Raw genomic sequence first — 18,018 nt, forward strand, 5'->3', positions numbered from 1 at the left:
CAGTAGTCCCGCACGCGCACCTGAGATTTCGCACGGTCATCGACCTGTCTGGAGGACATCATCGACGGTGTGACCGTTCCAGCGTTCCTATCGGTCGGCGGGGCCAGTTTCGGAAAGAATTCTCCGCGTTGTCGGCGGGTCCGGTTTCGACGATCGCGGATGATCGGGGCAGTTCACTCTTCCCTGAATACAGAATCGAATGTACCGTCGCGGCATGGACCTTCTGACCCACGTTTCGGTGCTGTCACGATTCGGCCACGCGCTGTCCGACGAAACCCGCACGCAAGTTCTGCTAGCGCTGAAAGATGCGCCGAGGTACCCGGCCGAACTTGCCGACGAATTGGGTGTGACGCGACAGAGGTTGTCGAATCACCTTGCATGCCTACGTGGCTGCGGCTTGGTCGTTGCCGTACCGGACGGACGCAGAACCCGATACGAGCTGGCCGACAACAGAATCGGTTTGGCGCTGGAAGACTTGCTGAAAGTTGTTCTTGCGGTCGACCCGACCTGCAGCTCGGCCTCGACCACCGAAGAGTGCTGCTGATGCCCGCCGAGCTGGGCATGTCGTCTCCACCGAATGTGCTCTCGGTCGAGCGGCGCGCCATTCTGTCCACGCGCATTCGTTGGTTCGTCGCGGTGACGATTGTCTACAACGTGATCGAAGCGGTCATCGCAATCGCAGAGGGTGCTCGGGTCTCGTCCACCGCGTTGGTCGGGTTCGGCCTGGATTCGATCATCGAGGTTTCCTCGGCAGCGGCTGTGGCATGGCAGTTCTCGGCCAAGGATCCCGAAACGAGAGAGAAGGTCGCTCTCCGGATCATCGCGTTCTCGTTCTTCGGGCTGGCAGCGTACGTCACTATCGACGCCGTGCGTGCGCTGTTCGGGTTCACAGCCGCCGAGCACACCGCAGTCGGAATTGCCCTCGCTGCATTCAGTCTGGTGATCATGCCCGCGCTCTCGTGGGCTCAGCGCCGGGCCGGGCGCGAGCTGGGTTCGGCCACCGCCGTCGCCGACTCCAAACAGACCTTGCTGTGCACCTACCTCTCCGCAGTTCTTTTGATCGGATTGATCCTTAACAGTCTCTCCGGTTTTTCGTGGGCCGACCCAGTAGCAGCCCTCGTCATTGCCGGCCTTGCCACGAAGGAGGGGATGAACGCGTGGAGGGGAGACACCTGCTGCGCGCCGATACCCGTCCGTACCGAATCGGGCGAGCACCGCTGCGATTGCTGCGAGTGACACCTGCCGACCGCGCCCCGAACAGTCTGCGCCTCTGGGCCCGCTGATCCCGGGATCAACTTTGTCTCCTAACTGAGGAGACCGCACCGGCCCTCGCGCCAGTAGTGTCGACGCTCGTGACGATCAACCCTGGAGTCGGTGGTGCGTCGGCGCGAGGTCGACTGCGTGACCTTCCGTCGGTGGTCAAGCTCGTGTTGGCATCGATGGTCTTGTTCAATGTCGGCTTCTATCTGGTGGTTCCGTTTCTCGCGGTGCATCTGTCCGAGGAACTCGGATTCGCGAGTTGGATCGTCGGGCTCGTCTTGGGTCTGCGCACGTTCAGTCAGCAGGGCATGTTCTTTCTCGGCGGCAGCATCGCCGATCGGTTCGGTCGTCGACCGGTCATTTTGTGGGGCATAGCAATACGCATCGTCGGGTTCGTTGTATTGGCGCTTGCGAGCAGCCTCCCCGCAGTAATCGTCGGGATTCTGCTGATCGGTTTCGCCGCAGCACTGTTCGCGCCCGCGGTGGAATCGGCCAACGCGGATATCGGGCGACAGCTCGAAGACTCGGGCGTCATCAAACGCACCGAACTGTTCGGCTACGAACAGATGAGCAGTCGGCTCGGCACCGTGCTCGGGCCGGCGTTGGGGACGGTGCTCCTGATCTTTCCGTTCTCGGCATCGGCTGCCGTGGCCGCAATCTTGTTCGCCGGCATGTGGATCGGGTTCTACTTCCTGTTCCCCAGGACAATCGAAACCGGCAGTGTCGTCGGCACTTCCATCACGCGGGTCTGGCGTGTGGTGTTGGGCAATCGACACTACGTCGTCCTGGCCACGCTGTGCAGCGCACAGTTCGTCGCGCTCGCTCAGCTGTATCTGATGCTGCCTGAGCAACTCTCACTACGCATAGGCTCGCAGGATCTGCTCGGCTGGTTCTACGTCGGGGCAGCGGTATTGGTGATCGTCGGGCAGCGGCCGATGGTGGCAGTCGCCGCGCGGATGGGATCGCGGGCCGCAACAACCATCGGCTTGGCCGTCATGGCGGCGTCGTTCGTGATTCCGGCGGTAGGACCAGGCACCATCACCGACTTGGTGTGGCCGTACGTGCAGATTGCAGCGTGGATTGCGCTACTGCATCTGGGGCAGATGTTGATGGTGCCTTCGATGCGAGACACCCTCGCTCGAATTGCCGGAGAGCGTTATCTGGGAGCACATTTCGGACTGCTCAACACCATCGGTGGATGTCTGTCGTTGATCGGCACGATCGGCGTCGGGTATCTCTACGATCGACTCGACGACGGCAGCGTTGCAGCGGCGACCCCATGGTTGGTGGTCGCCGGCTGCATCGCTGCGCCTGCCGTCGTGCTCGGTGTGTGGTCCTCGATGTCCGACGCTATCTGGCCGCGTCGACAGCCTTGATGTCGTCGATGAACGCAGACAGCACGAACGGGATGGTCAGCGGATTCGGCATCGACACTGCGTCGGAGACAATCGGATCCAGCGCGATCAATCCACCGTTGCGCACGACGCCCAGATTGGTGAACGTCTCCTGAGATTCCATGGACTCGCGGTGCAGTTCGTAATTGTCGAAGAAGAGGTAGTCGCAGTCGAGCAAGCTGTAGCTTTCCGCCGACAGTTCGGTGTTCAGCTTGCCTTCGAATTGGGACGCCAATGCGGCGGGTGCCTCGAAGCCGAGTGCGGTCAACAGCTGGGCCCGCGCCGAGTCGGGACTGAACGCCCGTAGCTTGCCGTCACTCCACCTGATGACCAATGCAGCCGTCTTGCCGACGAACTGCGGATTGTCGGTTCGAGCCTGCGCCACAAGGGTTTCGACACGATCTACCTCGGCCTGAGCGGCACGCGGCAAACCCACCGCACGCCCAATTCTGGTGGTCACCTCCTGCCAGGGAAGCACCCAATCGGTCTGACCCGCAGCGTGCAGCACCGTCGGCGCGATCGCACTGAGCTGCGCGTAGACGTCCTCGTCGATGGCGTTGTTGACGGCGATGATCAGATCGGGGGCAGCGGCGGCGATCGTCTCCACATCGAACTCGGTCGTCGCATTCGCCAGCGCGACCGGTTCGTCTCCCTTGACTGTCGGTTCGGCCCAGATGCCGATGCCGTCGTCGGTCGAGCCCTTCCATACCGGCACCACCACAGGCGTCAAACCCAACGAGAGCAGCACGTCGGAGTCGCCGATGCCCACCGCGGCGATACGGGTGGGAGCGGAGTCGATGGTCGTCGAACCGAGCTTGTGCTCGATCGTCACAGGGAACGCGCCGCTCTCGACGTTCGCCGTCGAGCTCGAACCATCCGAACGTTCCGCCGAGCCGTTGGCGCAGCCGGCAACAACGAGACCGGCGACCGACACGAACGTCATCGATAACGCAGTCCGCCGATTCACCACGGGATTCATCGAGTCTCCTTCGAGCGTAGTTTGGATGCCCTAATCTAGTCCACGCTCGCCCGATTGTGCTGTCCTACGTTCTGCGGTCGATACCTTCTCGAATGGTTACGGAACGAAGAACGTCGCGAACCCCGGCACGGTAGTTGCAGAAGTCGGTAGTCCGATGAGTGCCACTTGCCCTGGCCCGCTGTACACAATTGCCTCGTGCGGGGATCCGAAGAGGGCGTCGGACAATCGGGCGTTGCCACTGGCCCCGGTAGTCAAGTTCACCCAGCGCACGTCGGAAATGAGGTAGCAGCCGGTGTTCGCGTTCGGGACGTCGGTGACTCTGGCGATCCCGGGTTGCTCGCCGACCACCACGGCACAATTGCTCGGGGGTGAATCGACACTGCCCCTGGGGTTTCCGTAGGGCGCTGGGTTGAATTGAAACGGGATAATCACCTCCGCGGACGCCACTGCAGTTGACGCGAACGCCGCACCGACCATCACCGCACCGCACACTGCAAGCCGCTGAACGAGTCTTGCCATAACAACCTCCACTGGTTTCGGAATCCGGCGATGGCCCCATCCTCTCTTCTATTCGAGGCGAGATGGTGGCAAACGAGCTATCGAGACGCCATCGACACTGGGTACGGGAGGGGGTCAGGTGTACGGTCCGGTGATGCAGGACGACATCGAAAGACGCGTAGCCGACGCCACTCTCGTGATCATCGGCGAGAGTCTGTCGTCGATGACGGAAATCCTCAGGGGCCTGGGTGACGAGCTGGCCAACACCACACCGGATCTGCCGGGTGTCAACAGTCCGTACGCCATCGTCTTCCACTGTGTCGCCGTGATCGAGCACTGGGGAGGCTCGGTGATCGCCGGCCTGAAAATCCCGCGGGACCGCGCCACCGAATTCACGGCCACCGGCCGGGTAGATGACCTGATCACACGGGTCGACGACGTTCGTACGCGTCTGCCCGAGTGGGTCGATATGGCATTGCGCGAGGGGATTCGTGATCGGACCGTCATGGGTTCCACACGCCCGGAGCTCGCAACCGCCACCCCGGAATGGGTGTTGACACACCTGGTGCGCGAGCTGTCCCAACACCTCGGCCAGCTGGAGCTCACGCGCGACGTCCTTCGTCGGGCGTGACGACTGCCGACGTTTCTGTTGTCCGCGTTCTCGATGAACGAAGGTACGAATCATCACGTCCTCTGCCGCCGGAGCCTGGGGGAGTGCCACATGGGGGTCGCCCATTGCAACGGCGACCGTTGTCGTTGTGGCTATGCGAATCTTGGTGTGTAGTAGGTGCGATGAAGAGTCGGTGGTCGGCAGTGTCCAGCCTCGGTGCCGTGCTGGTGCTCCTGGCGTTGGTGCTCGCAGGGTGCACACACAGCGGCATCGCTGGCGAGTCGGTTGAAACGGTCGATCGGCAGGACCCGGCAGCGGTGGTCCGAGGTTGGGTCGATGCGGTCAATGCCGGCGAATCGTCGACGGGTGAATCCTTGGTCGCGGACGAGGGGTGGCAGGGGATGCAGGGCTGGTTCGACGCACCCCGTGCACACCTGGACAACCTCGAGATCGTCAGAGTTACCGAGGAAGACCCGACCCCGGGTACAGCCGCCGAAGGCTATCGATTCGAGGCCTGGGTGTCGGTGCGCTTCGATCTCACCGGCGGTGACGGGTCCATGCACGAAGGGGCAACAACCTGGGGATACATCCTCGCACGGCAGGAATCGTCGGATCCGTGGTCGATCGTGAGCAACGGCATGTAGCCCCCATTGCACCCGCAGCCACCTTACCATTCATCGCCAGCGCAGAAACGCGCTCGGCGACAAGTGATCACGACCGCACGTGCAATGCGAAACTCGACTGCCCGTGTTCTTCGAGGCCTTCTTTGAGACGAAGGGACGGCATCTCGTAATCGCCGAAGTTCTGTTTCCTGAACGCTATTGGTTCGGTTGTCTCGAGTTCGAGTAGTCGCCGTTCCCAGTTCTTCGCCGCAACCGCGTACTCCTCGGCCGTCAATCGATCGGATCCGTGGACGACGAACGGAGGCAGAACGTCGATTCCCGGGTAGTAGAGGATGCCGTGGTGGATGGGAAACAACAGGTCGTCGATGGGGCCGTTGATGCCACGATCGGAGTAGTGGGCTTCAGGGCCGCCCACGGTGACCGACAGCAGTGCTCTTTTGCCGGCGAGGGTTCCTTCGCCGTAGCGCTCGCCGTACTTGGTGTCGCTGTGTTCGCCGACGCCATAAGCGAAGTGGTAGGTGAACACTCGATCGACCCAACCCTTCAGAATCGCGGGCATCGAGTACCACCACAGGGGGAATTGGAAGATGATGGTGTCGGCCCACAACAGCTTTTCCTGCTCGGTGCGGACATCGGACGTGAGAGTGCCGGAGTCGAAGGCCCGTCCGGAATCGGCAGCCACCCGCAGTGGCGAGGACGCGGCAGGTCCGTAGTCCGACGCGTCGAGGGCAGCTTTCCACTTCGATCCGTACAGATCGGTCACCTGCACTTCGTGGCCTGCGCCCGCCAACGTGGTGACGGCCAGATCCTTGAGAGAGTGGTTGAGCGACTGCGGTTCTGGGTGGGCGTAGACGATGAGTGTCTTCACGGGTGCTCCCTGTTGTCGAGTTGTGTTCGAGTGACGCCTTCACCCTGTCTCGTTCTGTCCGTCTCGTTCAGGGGCGCGATGTCCTGTGGTCGGTGTTCCTGGTATCGGCGGTACCACTCTCGATCGACGAATCCGAGGGATACTTCAGGTGTGGATGATTTGGCGAACTTCTTGAGAATTCGGCGGGCCCGGGTCGATCCGGCCTCCGTCGGAATTCCCGTCGACCGATATCGCCGCGTCGACGGGCTGCGGCGCGAGGAGGTCGCTCACCTGTCGGGCGTCAGCATCGATTACTACGTTCGTCTCGAACAGGGCCGCGCCACACAGCCATCCGACCAGATTCTCGACGCTCTGGCGCGGGTGTTCGCTTTGGACGACACCGAACGGGCGCACCTGGATCGGCTCGCCCGCCGACGTCGCCGGCCCGCGAAGACCCCGAAGGGGCGCGTGCGACCGGAACTTCTACGCGTCCTCGATCTGGTGCAGGGGGCACCTGCGTTCATCATGGACCACCGCATGAATGTGCTTGCGGCCAACCGACTTGCACGTGTGCTGTACGGCCAACCCGTCCCGGGGTTGAACACTGCGCGGCACATCTTTCTCGAGGAAACCGAGCGGGGACTGTACGAAGACTGGAACACCTGCACCATGGATGTCGTCGGTCATCTTCGGCTTGCTGCGGGACAATATCCGGACGATCCCCAGTTGGCGTCGCTGATCGGGGAATTGTCCATGGGGAGTGACCGATTCCGTCGACTGTGGGCCCGCGCTGATGTGTGCGCTCGAACCCACGGGCGCAAGGCCTACCGTCACCCGCTGGTGGGTTTGTTGGAGCTTCATCAGGAGAACTTCGCTCTGCCGGGTGAGCCCGGAATGGAGATGATCGTCCTGAGCGCCGCGGCCGGCAGTGCCAGCGAGGACGGCCTGCGGCTTCTTGCAGCCCTTGCGCTCGACACGGCGTCGGACAGTGAATCTGCTACTGCGAGAGACGATCACCCGAGCTGACAGGGGTGACGCCGGTGATCAGGTCGATCATCCCGAACGGGGAGCGTTCCCCGAGACATAGGTCGAGCGTTTCGTGTGACTGGATGGCCACTGCCTCACTTCGGATGAACATGGCCTTCTCGTAGACGGACAGGGCTGCATCGATGTTGTCGGGGTGTTCGGCGATGGCGCGAGCGAGTTCTGCGCCGTCGAACATCGCCAGATTCGCGCCGTCTCCGGATGGGGGCATCAGGTGTGCGGCATCGCCCACGAGGGTTACTCCCGGCGTGTGATCCCAGCGGTGGTCGTTGGGGAGCGTGAAGATCTTTCGGGGAACCAGCGCGGTCTCGCCGTCGGTGATCAACGCCGTCAATTCCGTTGCCCATCCATCGAATTCGGCTGCGACCGTCGCTTTGGCCGAGGCGGCGTCGGTGAAGTCGATCGCGTCGATCCAGTCGGCGCTGCGAGTGAGCTGAACGTATGTGTGCAGGATATCGCCTGCCTCGCGGTGCACGGCGATTCCCTTACCCGGGGTGAGGGCGAACATCGCACCGCCGCCGACTGCGCGAGCCGTCGCGGGGTGACGTGCGTCGACGTCGTGGAGATAGGTCTCGACGAAGACGGTGCCCACGTAATCGGGTTGGGCAGCCGAGAGTAGGGATCGGACTCGTGACCACGCGCCGTCGGCCCCGACGAGCAGATTGCTGACCGCGATGGTTCCGTTCGCGAACTCGAGTGCGTGTTGCCCATTGCCCAGTGGCCGGATGGAGGTGAGCTTGTGCCCCCACTGAACGGTGTCGGCCGGCAGTGAGTCGAGCAGAATGCGTCGCAGGTCGCCGCGCAGTACCTCCGGTCGACCTCCGGTGCCGTCGTCGGCTTCGTCGAGTAGAGCCTGACCGTTAGGACGCAGGACGCGAGTTGCTTCGCCTCCCTCGTGAATGATGGCGCGGAACTGTTCTGTGAGCCCGGCCGCGGCGAGGGCGACCTGTCCGTCGTCCTCGTGGATGTCGAGCTGCCCGCCTTGGGTGCGCACGTCAGGCGTGGCGTCGGCCTCGTACACCGTCGCGGCGATTCCGTGAACGTGTAGTACCCGTGCCAGCACCAGGCCGCCGAGTCCTGCACCGATGATCGAGATGGATTTCTTCATCAATGTCTCCGCTTATTGTTGGAACGTTGTTCCAAGTAAGAATGGAACACTGTTCCAATGCTGTCAAGTAGGCGGACGCCCTCGGTCGCCTTTCGCGTTTGACCTGTCCCCTGGGGGCCGGGTTTACGGTACGGAGATGGACGACCTGCTGAGTGTTGGAGATGTCACCCGCGAGACAGGTGCCTCGTCGAAGGCGTTGCGCGGATACGAGGCATTGAATCTCGTTGTCCCCGAACGGGCCGCCAACGGTTACCGCGTGTACGACCGCCACCAGGTTCGAGTCGTCGCGCAGATCCACCGCCTGAATGCACTCGGAATTCCGCTCGCGGACATGCACCCGTTCATCGACTGCCTGAACGCTGGAAGTCTGCACGCGGACACCTGCCCCGCCTCGCTGTCGGGGTATCGCCGGGCGATCCAGCGGGTCGAACAGGCCATCGACGACCTCGACCGACAACGCGTCGCGCTGGTCGCCAACCTCGCCGAGGCAAGCGCACGGATGGCCGACGAGTGGGCCACCGCCGATGCGCACAATCCCAATCTCGCCCCGCTGCCGGCCGACGTCGACGTCCCACACGACGACGGAGCGACCGATCATCTACACGGGGTTGCAATGCCGACGACCCGGTTGCCGTCCACCGACGGTGGCCACGTCGACCTCTCCGCCCTCGGAACGGGCCGTGTCCTGGTCTATGTATTTCCGATGACCGGTGCGCCAGGGCACGACATGCCCGACGGTTGGGACGCCATCCCCGGTGCCCGCGGATGCAGCCCGCACAACTGCGACATGCGTAACCACTATGCAGAGCTGGTGCAGGCCGGGATCAGCGCGGTCTATGGACTCTCGAGCCAACCCGTCGAGTATCAATCGGAACTGGTTGGCGCACTGCGACTTCCCTATCCGCTGCTCACCGACAGCGAACTGGTTCTGCACGACGTGATCGGACTACCGACGTTCAGCACAGAGGATCTCACGGTTTATCGACGACTTGCTCTCGTCATCACCGGGGGAAATGTCGAGCACGTGTTCTACCCTGTGTTCCCACCGGACCGACACGCGCAGACCGTCCTCGACTGGCTCGATCAACACCCCCAGCACGTGACGGCACCGACGCGGATCGCATCGCGCACTGTCGACGGCGACGGGCAGTGATCGGCATTGCCGATCTCGCGCTGTTCGCCGGAGTGTTCGCGGCCTCAGCTGCCACCCCGGGCCCCGAAGTTGTTGCGGTGACGGCTCGATCCCTCGATTCCGGGTTCCGGGGCGTTTCTGGACTGGCCGCCGGCATCATTGTCGGAAAGCTGACTCTCCTCGGCATGGCCATGGCAGGCCTCGCCGCGGCGACGGCGGCCTACGAGCCGATCCTTCGCGCCCTCACCTGGGCCGGCGCTGTGTATCTCTGTTACCTCGCCGCGAAGAAGTGGAGGACAGCCGGAGCGCCGGCGCTATCAGTGCCCACACGCGACACGCCCCGCCGAGCTCACAGTGTCGGCCTCGGCATCGTGCTCACCATGTCCAATCCCGTAGCCGTCGGCTTCTACGTTGCGTTACTTCCCAGCGTCCTCGACCTCACACAAGTGCACCTCGACGACTATCTGTTGCTCGGACTCACCCTCACCACGGTCATGGCAGTGATCATCGGGCTCTACGGTCTCGCTGGATTGCGCCTTCGGCGCTTCTTCGACCGCGGTGGTCAACGCATAGTGGACCGAACCACCGCCGGAGTCTTTCTCCTGTGCGCTGTCTTCATCGTCTTGCGCTAGTTCGGTCGATCCCGGCCAGGATGATGTCGACCCCGGCCTGAAACTGTTCTCTGTCATCATGTTCGGCGAATTGCGACGCGATTCGGGTCAGGAACGGATAGTCGCCGGTATCCGTCACCGCCGAGCGTGTGGAGTCGAGAAATGTCGCGCGGTCCGTCACCGTGGCGGCCAGTTGCCTGCCGGCATCGCGCTGACTCGCAGCCCCGAGGGCGTGGTACATGAGCACGGACGCGGCGTCGAACTGCGCATTCTCCGGAACTCCGCGTACGTCCAGTTCGGTTCCGATGCGGTCGAACAGATGCATGACGGCCGGCTGCCACGGCGCACCGGCAAGTTGCGTCGCCACCCATGGCCGCGTGGTGATCATGTCGAACACCCTCATCATCACGCCGGGAACGCCCTGCTCTGTTGCCTCGTTCTCGGGCGAGGATTCCAACACCGACGCCATGACGGCTTTGGCCGCTGCCGCGAGTAGATCTTCCCTGTTGCCGACGTGGTGATAGAGCGCCCCGGCACCTGTGGACAGGTGTGCGGCGAGGGTGCGAAACGTCAAAGCGTCGGTACCGCCCTCGTCGAGCATCTCGATCGCTGCCTGCACGATGCGGCCCTTGGAGAGGGCATCGGAACGTCGCGCGGGTGTCGGCTTCTTCTCTGGCATGGGCTGATCCTGTCACAACTGGAACGCCGTTCCATGCCTGAATGCGGGCTATCGTCAGCATTTCTATGCTGTTCGGCATGGCTATCGATTTCCGAGTCCGCTTCGACGTGGATGATGTCCAGCTATCGCAGCTCCATCACGATGCGTTCGGGGGGAACTACGAGTTGGTGCCGTTGGGATCTCGGTTGCAGCGCCACAGCAAATCGTGGGTCGGTGCCTTTCATGGCACTGTGCTGTGCGGATTCGTGAACGCAGCATGGGACGGTGGCAAGCACGCGTTCCTGCTCGACACCGCAGTTGCTACGGAATGGCGACACCAGGCGATCGGCACCAGGCTCGTCTCCTATTTGGTTTCCGATCTGCGTACAACCGATATCGAGTGGCTGCACGTCGATTACGAAGAACATCTAGCCGAATTCTATTCTGTTGCATGTGGATTCGAATCAACCTCCGCTGGAGTGCTGCGGCTGAAGTGACTGAGTCGACCGTGAATTCGAGCCGAAGGGTAAGGCTGTTATCCGATTTCACCGCGGGTTCACCGGTAGTTCCCGGTCCCGGCAGCGCTGTTGGGTGACGCGGGCATCGAAGTCCAAGCTGAAGGTTCGGCAATCGAAGGCGAACGCGGGCGGTAAGTCCGTGGTCAGCCGAGCCGAGGCGAGCGGTCCGTGAAGATGGCATGTTCGGTTGCTGCTGACCCGATCGCCTGCTAATTTGACTGCACCGGAAGTAAAAGCGCTGGCTGTCAGCCGCGTTCGCACGCCGCTCCATCGAGCCGCCACTTCTCCCTTGACCGGAGAGGTGCCATGAGCCCGAAAAAAGAGCGAGCTACACACAATACTGACGAGGCGCACGTCCCCTCGCCGCGGCACTGTCCGCACACCTTGAAAGCCGCGGCGGTGGCTCTAGCCGGACTTTCGGCCGTGTTCCTGTTCGAGATGCTCGACAACTCCATCCTCAACGTTGCTCTTCCCGCCATCGGGCGTGAACTCGACGCGTCGACCACCGCGCTCCAGTGGGTCACCGGTGCCTACGCGGTTGTATTCGGCGGACTGATGCTGCTGTTCAGCGCCATCGCAGACCAATTCGGCCGACGCCGTGTGATGCTGCTCGGACTGACGCTGCTGGCCGTCGCCAGCGCTGCCACCGTCCTCGTCACAACACCCGAGCAACTCGTCGCAGTCCGTGCCGTCATGGGTGTCGCTGCGGCGATGACCACCCCCGGTTCCATGGCGCTGGCCTTCCGACTCTTCGATGAGGAGTCGCTACGCGTGAGGGCGCTCACCCTCATCTCGACGGTTGGCCTGGTGGGACTGGCGGTCGGGCCGACCGTCGGCGGATTCGTTCTGGCCTTCGCGCCCTGGCAGGTTTTACTCTTGATGAACGTACCCATCGCGATCCTTGCATTCATCGGAATCCGCATGGGCGTAGCCGAAGACCTCCCCGAGGAGTTGCACCGCGACCCTCTCGACGTTGTGGGGGCACTCCTCGGCACGGCCACCATCGTCCTGGCGCTCGTAGCGCCGACCCTGTTCGTCGAACAGAGCGCAGGTTCGTGGATGCCATGGGCGTCAACTGCCGGTGCCGCGGCAGCGACAGTCCTCTTCGTCGTCCGCGCACGCACCGCTACGTTCCCGCTCCTGGACCTCGAGCTCGTGGCCCTCCCCCTCGTGTCCAGCGGCCTCGCCTACAAAGCCGCTTCCGGTCTGGCAATCGCAGGCCTCGGCTATATGGTCACCCTTCAGTTGCAGTTCGCATGGGGCTGGTCGCCGGCTCTCGCATCGATAGGGATGCTCCCTCAGGTCGTCGTGTTGCTCTTCAGCGGCCGACTCGTCGCACCGTTCCTGCGCAGGGTGGGGATGAACCACGCAGCCTGGATCAGCGCGGCGGCGGTCGTTCTGGGCCTCGCCGTCTTCGCCGGGGGTAGCCGTTTCGGCTATATCTGGATCGCGCTCGCCCTCGTTCTCGTCGCCGTCGGGATGCGCATCGTCGGCGTCGTCGCAGGTACCAATGTCATGACCGGCCTTCCGGAGAACCGCACGACAATCGGTGCCGCCATGGTCGATACGTCGAGCCAGGTCGCCACCGGCATCGGGATCGCTGTCACCGGCACCATCCTTGCGGCGCTCTTCACGGGCAACATCTCGTCTACAACGTGGAGTGCCGACGAAGCGGCCTCGTTCCAAACCGGAGTCACCGTAGCGGGGTTCGCCATCACCGCGGTAGCCGCAGCGCTCGTGTTGCTCGGCATGATCCGGGCGCGGTCAGATCGCGGCGCCGCCGTCGAAGCTCGAGTGCGACACTCGCTGCACCGATCCCGCCGGCCGATCGAGGGATCGATCGAGTTGTAATGGCTGCGGATGGTCCCCGCTCCCTTTGGGTCGGTAAGGCAGCCGTTAATTTCCAATATCGCTGTCTAACAACGGGTTCAGGTTGATACACGCGCCTGCGGCCGCGACGCCCATCAGAAGTTGTGACAATCCGACGCGACGCATGCCGACAGAGTCGTCGCACAGAACGCTCCACTCGACGGTTCAGCAGCGGGGATTCCGCGACACAGGCCCCAGAGTGGAGCGGGAATTGCAGCGCAACGACCCCGCACCACGTCGAATGCCAGCTTGTGGGTGAAGTCCGCCCGCAGCAGTCCGAAGTTCTGCTCGGAGTCGGCGGGATCGGTTCCGGTGGCACCCGCGGCATACATCTGCCGCAGGAACGTCACCGGTGCCACGGTCCACGGCCCGAAATCCATGATGGTGGCCAACCCGGCGCTGAGCACAGTCACCCCGTGATCGACGCAGTGCACGCCGATACCCCGCGGCGTCGGGCATCGGTGGTCTACGTCCCCGGGTCGAGGAATCTATACAACAGCGAGACCGAGATCCACTACTACGGCCAGGGGCAACAGGAACTGGTACAGCGGATGTGGGAGCCCTACCGGAGGGTGTCCCCGAGCGCCGAGTAGGAGGACTACTGCCACGGAATCCTGTAAGGCAGTTCGTCGTCGGGTGTGGACGGACCAGATGCGGGGAACCAGATGAGCATGGGGTCGAGCTTTAACTCGGCGACTTCCGGTGGCACTGGGACGGACAGGGTTTCGATTTCGTTCCAACGGCATTCGCCCGCACCCACCCGCTCCGCATAGGCCTTCAGTTCCGCGGACGCCCCTGGCAGTGAAGCGATGTCGTACATCATCGAACTGTCGACCATGCGTGGCTGGTCGAACGAGGGCAGCGGGGTGCGCTGGACGCGGGCGCGGGTCTCGGCCATAGTGTCGAAGATGTCGGTCATCTTCCGAAGTGCTTGGCGCAGAACGGGATCGTCGGACTCCATCATGCATCTGCCCAGGGTTGCTTGTCGGTGCCCAACGAGTAAGGGTCCTGCGGTACGTGGTACATCGGGCCCGCATCGGCGGTGGTGAAGATATCCTTGGCGAGATCTGCTCGGTTGAGCCACTTGGTAACCGGTGCGAGCTTCTGCTCGAACTGCTCGTTCATGTAGCCGCTGGGGCTGGCGACGATTTCGAGAAACTCATTCAGCGCCGCGATGCCCGTCCGGATCGACTCGTAGAGCGTCATCGCCAGGTCGTATCCGGTGCGGAGAATGTCGTAGACGCGATAGAGCTGATAAGTGATTCCAGCAATCCCGGCTTTCTTGACCAAAAATTCTGCGACTTTCTCGCCGGTTGTCAGATCCAGTTCTTTCTCGACCATCTCACGGACTGTTCTGACCAACGCGTGGGCAGACTCCCTGATCTCCTCGGAGGCTCGTTCTGCGACGGCTTCGACTACGCGCCCGCACGCACCCTCCCACTTCATGGCCTCGACCTGCTTGGCGGCGTAGTCCTTGTAGGCCACGGCTGCCAATCCGTTCCACTTCGGATCCACCCGCGAGGTCCCACCAGCCAGTGCTTCGCCGCCGTGTTCCATCGCCTCACCGGCGATGCGGTAGGCACCCCCGAGTCGCCTGAGGTCATTCCAGTTTCCGCCGACCGGGCGGACCAATTCTTGCAATGGGCTGTGTCCGATCAGGTGCTCGATGGCGTTGTCGATATCACCGAGCCACCCGGCTGCATCGGCGATGACGGCCGCCAAGTCGTCGGGGAAGGTCGCGGGGGCCGGGTAGTCGATTCCTTCGGGCCGGCCGTAGTCGACGACGTCGGAGTAGTGGTCGACGCTGCCGGACGCGGCGCGATTCGCGTCGCCGGGGTCGTATCCGGGTATACCGACCGGAAGGCCGTGGGTGTGTCGATTGAGCGCTTCGTAGTTCCTTTGGTCCTGATCCGAGTACAGCCATGCCGCGGTGTTGAGATTGTTGCCGAGTTCTCCGCAATTGACCGCCAGGTGAACGTGCCTGCCGAGCCAGATGTCTTTCATGCCCTCCAGGGGTGCAACGAGCGTCCCGAGGAGTGCTCCCGCCTCGGCCGCATCGGGAACGGCATTCTCGTTGAAGTACTTGTACGACTTCATCGTCTGACTGCTGATCTCGGACACCAGACGTTCGAGGCCGGAAATCTCCTCGGGGAAGGCCCTGAATTTCTCGTCCATGCGAAGACTCAATCCCCTGGCGTTCGACTAAGGCTGGCAATGATGTCGTCGATCGTGCCGCGCGAGATCGACCGGTCTGTCTGTTGTTCGGCCAAAACCATGAACACGGCGATGGTCGCATTCGAAAAGCCCTGCATTGCAACAATGTCGATGGATGCCGCTGGTGGATCGCAGTCGTACTCTTGCAGGAGGTTCGATGCAGTGACGGTGTACCGGACCGCCGGTGCGTCATTGATTTGCAGGTTTATGGGCGCCGAGTATCGAATAACGGCGTCGTCGTCGGGGGTCCGCCGAAAAATGATGTCAGTTCGACGACTCACCTCCAACGCCGCAGTCTGCACGTCCACTCCGCTACGGCCGGTGATTCCGGTGCTTGCCTTCGAGACTCCGTCCCGAAACTCGGGACAGTAGTCGTATTCGAACTCCGCGAAGTCGCCGAAGCGCAGTGATTCCTCGTCGTTCTCCCACCCCATAACCCCGCCCCGCTGAAATTGCCAGTCTCCCGGCACTATGTAGCGGATGCCGTATTTGGTGTCGATGGGGATCGGGTCGCCGTCGGGAACGTCGTTCTCCGGGGGAGCAAATTCCATGGACGGAAATCCTGGCGGAGGCTTCGAGGCAGTCGTGGTTCCCGTCGGCGGCAACGTTGTGGCTGCCGCCGACGTCGACGTTGTGACGCCCTGGTACGAGTTCGGTGCTTGTGGGCCGAGCTTGGGCAGCAGGTAGCCGACCGCCAAGAACAGTCCCAGTAACGCCGCGACGCGCAGTAGACGCATTTTCAGACTCACAACGCTCCCCCCGAAGTCGCCACACGCTAGCACCTCGGTATCGGTCCGACGTTCGACCGACAACCCTTGACTTCGATCTAACGATTCGGAGCTAATGAGTGGGCGGGAACCTCCCGAGGGGGAGTTCCGAGAGCCGTTTGCAACGTAGCGGACACGTCGAGGCAATCCCGCAAAAACATGTAACGACCTGCGTCTACCTGCCGATCTTCATCAGGACAAAGCAAGTAGGACCAGCTAGTCTGCTCCGTGGGGTGACACGCAGTCGTGTCGATCGCGCAGGGCGCGATACAGCGGATGCATAGGGGAATCAGTTGGCGATCAGCGGCTCGGGCGCGCTGGGATCGGTCGTGTCTCGACGCGACGCTCGGCGGTTGCGCAAGGTTACCTCCCGTCGCGAGTGGGAGTCGCACTACATCGATGGACTGCGCATCACCGACACGCTTGTGGTGCTCCTCGCCGTGACGGTTGCGCAGATCATTCGTTTCGGTGAGATCGACTTTCGCAACCCGTGGTCGATTGCCGGCTACATCGGCGTATCGGGTGCCCTCGCTGTCCTGTGGCCGACGTTCCTCGCCATCTTCCGTACCCGTTCCCCTCGGGTCATCGGCAATGGCTCGGAAGAGTATCGACGCATCATCTCGGCCACGTTCCGTCTCTTCGGCACCGTGGCAATTCTGTCCTTGCTGTTCCGCTTGGAGCTTGCGCGTCTGTATCTCGCCATCGCATTTCCCGTCGGCTTGATCGGGTTGCTGCTGAGTCGATGGGGATGGCGCAAGGTGGTCGCTCGCAAGCGTGCGCGTGGTGAGTATCAGACGGCGGTGCTCATCGTCGGAAGCAAGAGTTCGGCGTTGTCGATTGCGCGGTCGTTCGAGCGTTCGCCCGGAGCAGGTTACAGCGTGGTCGGCATCTGCTTGCCCAACTACGAGCCCAGCAGCGCTGCGTCCTTCACCATCGACGGCATCGACATTCCGGTTCTGGGGGACGAGCACAGTGTCGTCGAGGCCATCGAGGTCTCCGGCGCAGACACCGTCGCGGTGACGGCAACCGAGCACATCGGCCATCACGGCCTGCGAAAGATGGTGTGGGACCTCGAGAAGAAGAAAGTCGATCTTGTCGTCTCTCCCGGCGTCATGGATGTCGCCGGCCCGCGACTGGTGATGCGGCCGGTCTCGGACTTCCCACTCATCCACGTCGAGAAGCCGCAGTACAACGGGGCCAAAAAATTCGGGAAGACGGCCTTCGACCTCGTCTTCGCCGCGTCGGTATTGCTGGTGATCTCGCCGGTTCTGCTCACCCTCGCGGTGATCATCAAGTTCACCAGCAAGGGCTCGATTTTCTACAAGTCCGAGCGAATGGGAATGGACGGCAAGCCGTTCCAGATGATCAAGTTCCGCAGCATGGTGCAGGACGCAGATAAGCGGGTGCAGGATCTCGCTGCCCTCAACGAGGGTGCGGGCGTGCTGTTCAAGATGCGCGACGACCCCCGCGTCACATCCGTCGGCAAGGTGATGCGCAAATACAGCCTCGACGAGCTTCCGCAGTTCGTCAACGTCCTCACGCGCGACATGAGTGTGGTGGGTCCGCGCCCGCCACTGCGCAGTGAAGTCGAAACCTACGACGGCGAAGTGCGACGACGATTGCTCGTCAAGCCGGGCATCACCGGACTGTGGCAGGTGAGTGGTCGATCTGATCTGTCGTGGGAAGAGAGCGTGCGTCTGGATCTTTCGTACGTCGAGAACTGGTCCATGACAGGCGATTTGCTCATCATCGCGAAGACCGCTGTTGCGGTCGCCAAGAGCGAAGGCGCGTACTGAGGGCAGTTCGACACCGATCCGCTGGTGTTGTTCTTCTCTGCGTAACCAACTGTTCAGCGCGGCCGCTCGAGTACCGCGGCGGCCCGAAAT

The 18,018-nt window shown here is 62.6% G+C and carries 22 protein-coding genes; 13 read left to right on the plus strand and 9 right to left on the minus strand.

Annotated elements, in window-relative coordinates; all coding sequences use genetic code 11:
* Positions 1 to 214 precede the first annotated feature (214 nt).
* The 3 genes from CH285_RS08540 (at position 215) to CH285_RS08550 (ending at position 2,636) form a co-directional block, all read left to right on the plus strand.
* Positions 215 to 544, plus strand: a complete 330-nt coding sequence (locus CH285_RS08540; RefSeq protein WP_230591702.1) for an ArsR/SmtB family transcription factor — start codon at positions 215 to 217, stop codon at positions 542 to 544.
* On the plus strand, positions 544 to 1,236 hold the full coding sequence (locus CH285_RS08545; protein WP_032367404.1) for a cation diffusion facilitator family transporter: 693 nt from the start codon (positions 544 to 546) through the stop codon (positions 1,234 to 1,236). Before CH285_RS08540 ends, CH285_RS08545 begins: the two co-directional genes overlap by 1 nt.
* Positions 1,237 to 1,352: 116 nt before the next feature.
* Positions 1,353 to 2,636 (plus strand): MFS transporter, encoded by a 1,284-nt coding sequence (locus CH285_RS08550; protein WP_255032506.1) that lies wholly within the window; start codon positions 1,353 to 1,355, stop codon positions 2,634 to 2,636.
* Here CH285_RS08550 and CH285_RS08555 read toward each other — a convergent pair.
* Both CH285_RS08555 and CH285_RS08560 read right to left on the minus strand, forming a co-directional pair.
* Positions 2,611 to 3,633 (minus strand): ABC transporter substrate-binding protein, encoded by a 1,023-nt coding sequence (locus tag CH285_RS08555; protein ID WP_094643329.1) that lies wholly within the window; start codon positions 3,631 to 3,633, stop codon positions 2,611 to 2,613. The genes CH285_RS08550 and CH285_RS08555 overlap by 26 nt on opposite strands.
* Positions 3,634 to 3,729: 96 nt before the next feature.
* A complete protein-coding gene (locus CH285_RS08560; protein ID WP_255032507.1) occupies positions 3,730 to 4,152 on the minus strand; it encodes a hypothetical protein in 423 nt (140 codons plus the stop codon).
* 133 nt (positions 4,153 to 4,285) lie between these two features.
* Here CH285_RS08560 and CH285_RS08565 point away from each other — a divergent pair, with 133 nt between their 5' ends.
* On the plus strand, positions 4,286 to 4,762 hold the full coding sequence (locus CH285_RS08565; RefSeq protein ID WP_094643515.1) for a DinB family protein: 477 nt from the start codon (positions 4,286 to 4,288) through the stop codon (positions 4,760 to 4,762).
* Positions 4,763 to 4,923: 161 nt separating this feature from the next.
* Positions 4,924 to 5,385 carry a hypothetical protein gene (locus tag CH285_RS08570; protein ID WP_094643330.1) on the plus strand — a complete coding sequence of 154 codons (462 nt, stop codon included), beginning with the start codon at positions 4,924 to 4,926 and terminating at the stop codon, positions 5,383 to 5,385.
* Between the two features lie 67 nt (positions 5,386 to 5,452).
* Here the strand turns inward: CH285_RS08570 and CH285_RS08575 are convergent, their stop codons facing one another.
* Positions 5,453 to 6,232 (minus strand): NAD(P)H-dependent oxidoreductase, encoded by a 780-nt coding sequence (locus CH285_RS08575; RefSeq protein ID WP_094643331.1) that lies wholly within the window; start codon positions 6,230 to 6,232, stop codon positions 5,453 to 5,455.
* 150 nt (positions 6,233 to 6,382) lie between these two features.
* Between CH285_RS08575 and CH285_RS08580 the strand changes: the two genes are divergently transcribed.
* Positions 6,383 to 7,237 (plus strand): helix-turn-helix transcriptional regulator, encoded by an 855-nt coding sequence (locus tag CH285_RS08580; RefSeq protein WP_094643332.1) that lies wholly within the window; start codon positions 6,383 to 6,385, stop codon positions 7,235 to 7,237.
* Here the strand turns inward: CH285_RS08580 and CH285_RS08585 are convergent.
* Positions 7,209 to 8,363: an FAD-dependent oxidoreductase gene (locus tag CH285_RS08585; protein WP_094643333.1), complete on the minus strand. Its 1,155-nt coding sequence runs from the start codon at positions 8,361 to 8,363 to the stop codon at positions 7,209 to 7,211. The genes CH285_RS08580 and CH285_RS08585 overlap by 29 nt on opposite strands.
* Before the next feature lie 136 nt (positions 8,364 to 8,499).
* Between CH285_RS08585 and CH285_RS08590 the strand changes: the two genes are divergently transcribed.
* Together CH285_RS08590 and CH285_RS08595 are read left to right on the plus strand one after the other, a co-directional pair.
* Positions 8,500 to 9,516, plus strand: coding sequence for a redoxin family protein (locus CH285_RS08590; RefSeq protein WP_217900708.1), 1,017 nt, complete (start codon positions 8,500 to 8,502; stop codon positions 9,514 to 9,516).
* Positions 9,513 to 10,127 (plus strand): LysE family translocator, encoded by a 615-nt coding sequence (locus CH285_RS08595; protein ID WP_176458430.1) that lies wholly within the window; start codon positions 9,513 to 9,515, stop codon positions 10,125 to 10,127. The genes CH285_RS08590 and CH285_RS08595 overlap by 4 nt, the downstream gene beginning before the upstream one ends.
* On the opposite strand, the gene CH285_RS08600 is transcribed toward CH285_RS08595, so the two are convergent.
* Positions 10,111 to 10,785: a TetR/AcrR family transcriptional regulator gene (locus tag CH285_RS08600; RefSeq protein WP_094643335.1), complete on the minus strand. Its 675-nt coding sequence runs from the start codon at positions 10,783 to 10,785 to the stop codon at positions 10,111 to 10,113. The two genes, CH285_RS08595 and CH285_RS08600, sit on opposite strands and share 17 nt — an antisense overlap.
* Before the next feature lie 77 nt (positions 10,786 to 10,862).
* Between CH285_RS08600 and CH285_RS08605 the strand changes: the two genes are divergently transcribed.
* Together CH285_RS08605 and CH285_RS08610 are read left to right on the plus strand one after the other, a co-directional pair.
* Complete coding sequence (locus CH285_RS08605) at positions 10,863 to 11,261, plus strand: GNAT family N-acetyltransferase (protein WP_094643517.1); 399 nt, start codon at positions 10,863 to 10,865, stop codon at positions 11,259 to 11,261.
* 420 nt (positions 11,262 to 11,681) lie between these two features.
* Positions 11,682 to 13,133 (plus strand): MFS transporter, encoded by a 1,452-nt coding sequence (locus CH285_RS08610; RefSeq protein ID WP_217900709.1) that lies wholly within the window; start codon positions 11,682 to 11,684, stop codon positions 13,131 to 13,133.
* A 113-nt stretch (positions 13,134 to 13,246) separates the two neighbouring features.
* Here CH285_RS08610 and CH285_RS08615 read toward each other — a convergent pair whose 3' ends face one another.
* Complete coding sequence (locus CH285_RS08615; RefSeq protein ID WP_141214919.1) at positions 13,247 to 13,564, minus strand: hypothetical protein; 318 nt, start codon at positions 13,562 to 13,564, stop codon at positions 13,247 to 13,249.
* A gap of 3 nt (positions 13,565 to 13,567) precedes the next feature.
* On the opposite strand from CH285_RS08615, the gene CH285_RS27860 reads away from it, so the two are divergent.
* Entirely contained in the window at positions 13,568 to 13,744 is a 177-nt protein-coding gene (locus CH285_RS27860; RefSeq protein ID WP_176458431.1) for a hypothetical protein, read from the plus strand.
* A gap of 5 nt (positions 13,745 to 13,749) precedes the next feature.
* Here the strand turns inward: CH285_RS27860 and CH285_RS08620 are convergent, their stop codons facing one another.
* The 3 genes from CH285_RS08620 to CH285_RS28290 are packed head-to-tail and all read right to left on the minus strand — an operon-like array spanning position 13,750 to position 15,916.
* On the minus strand, positions 13,750 to 14,070 hold the full coding sequence (locus CH285_RS08620) for a hypothetical protein (protein WP_255032508.1): 321 nt from the start codon (positions 14,068 to 14,070) through the stop codon (positions 13,750 to 13,752).
* Between the two features lie 41 nt (positions 14,071 to 14,111).
* Complete coding sequence (locus CH285_RS08625; RefSeq protein WP_094643338.1) at positions 14,112 to 15,326, minus strand: hypothetical protein; 1,215 nt, start codon at positions 15,324 to 15,326, stop codon at positions 14,112 to 14,114.
* Positions 15,327 to 15,334: 8 nt separating this feature from the next.
* Positions 15,335 to 15,916, minus strand: coding sequence for a hypothetical protein (locus CH285_RS28290; RefSeq protein WP_255032509.1), 582 nt, complete (start codon positions 15,914 to 15,916; stop codon positions 15,335 to 15,337).
* On the opposite strand from CH285_RS28290, the gene CH285_RS08635 reads away from it, so the two are divergent.
* Both CH285_RS08635 and CH285_RS08640 read left to right on the plus strand, forming a co-directional pair.
* A complete protein-coding gene (locus CH285_RS08635) occupies positions 15,915 to 16,052 on the plus strand; it encodes a hypothetical protein (protein ID WP_176458426.1) in 138 nt (45 codons plus the stop codon). The genes CH285_RS28290 and CH285_RS08635 overlap by 2 nt on opposite strands.
* Before the next feature lie 409 nt (positions 16,053 to 16,461).
* Positions 16,462 to 17,928, plus strand: a complete 1,467-nt coding sequence (locus CH285_RS08640; RefSeq protein ID WP_255032510.1) for a sugar transferase — start codon at positions 16,462 to 16,464, stop codon at positions 17,926 to 17,928.
* The last annotated feature ends 90 nt before the right edge of the window (positions 17,929 to 18,018 follow it).

The organism is Rhodococcus sp. 05-2256-B1, assembly GCF_002258465.1.
Taxonomy (GTDB): domain Bacteria; phylum Actinomycetota; class Actinomycetes; order Mycobacteriales; family Mycobacteriaceae; genus Rhodococcoides; species Rhodococcoides fascians.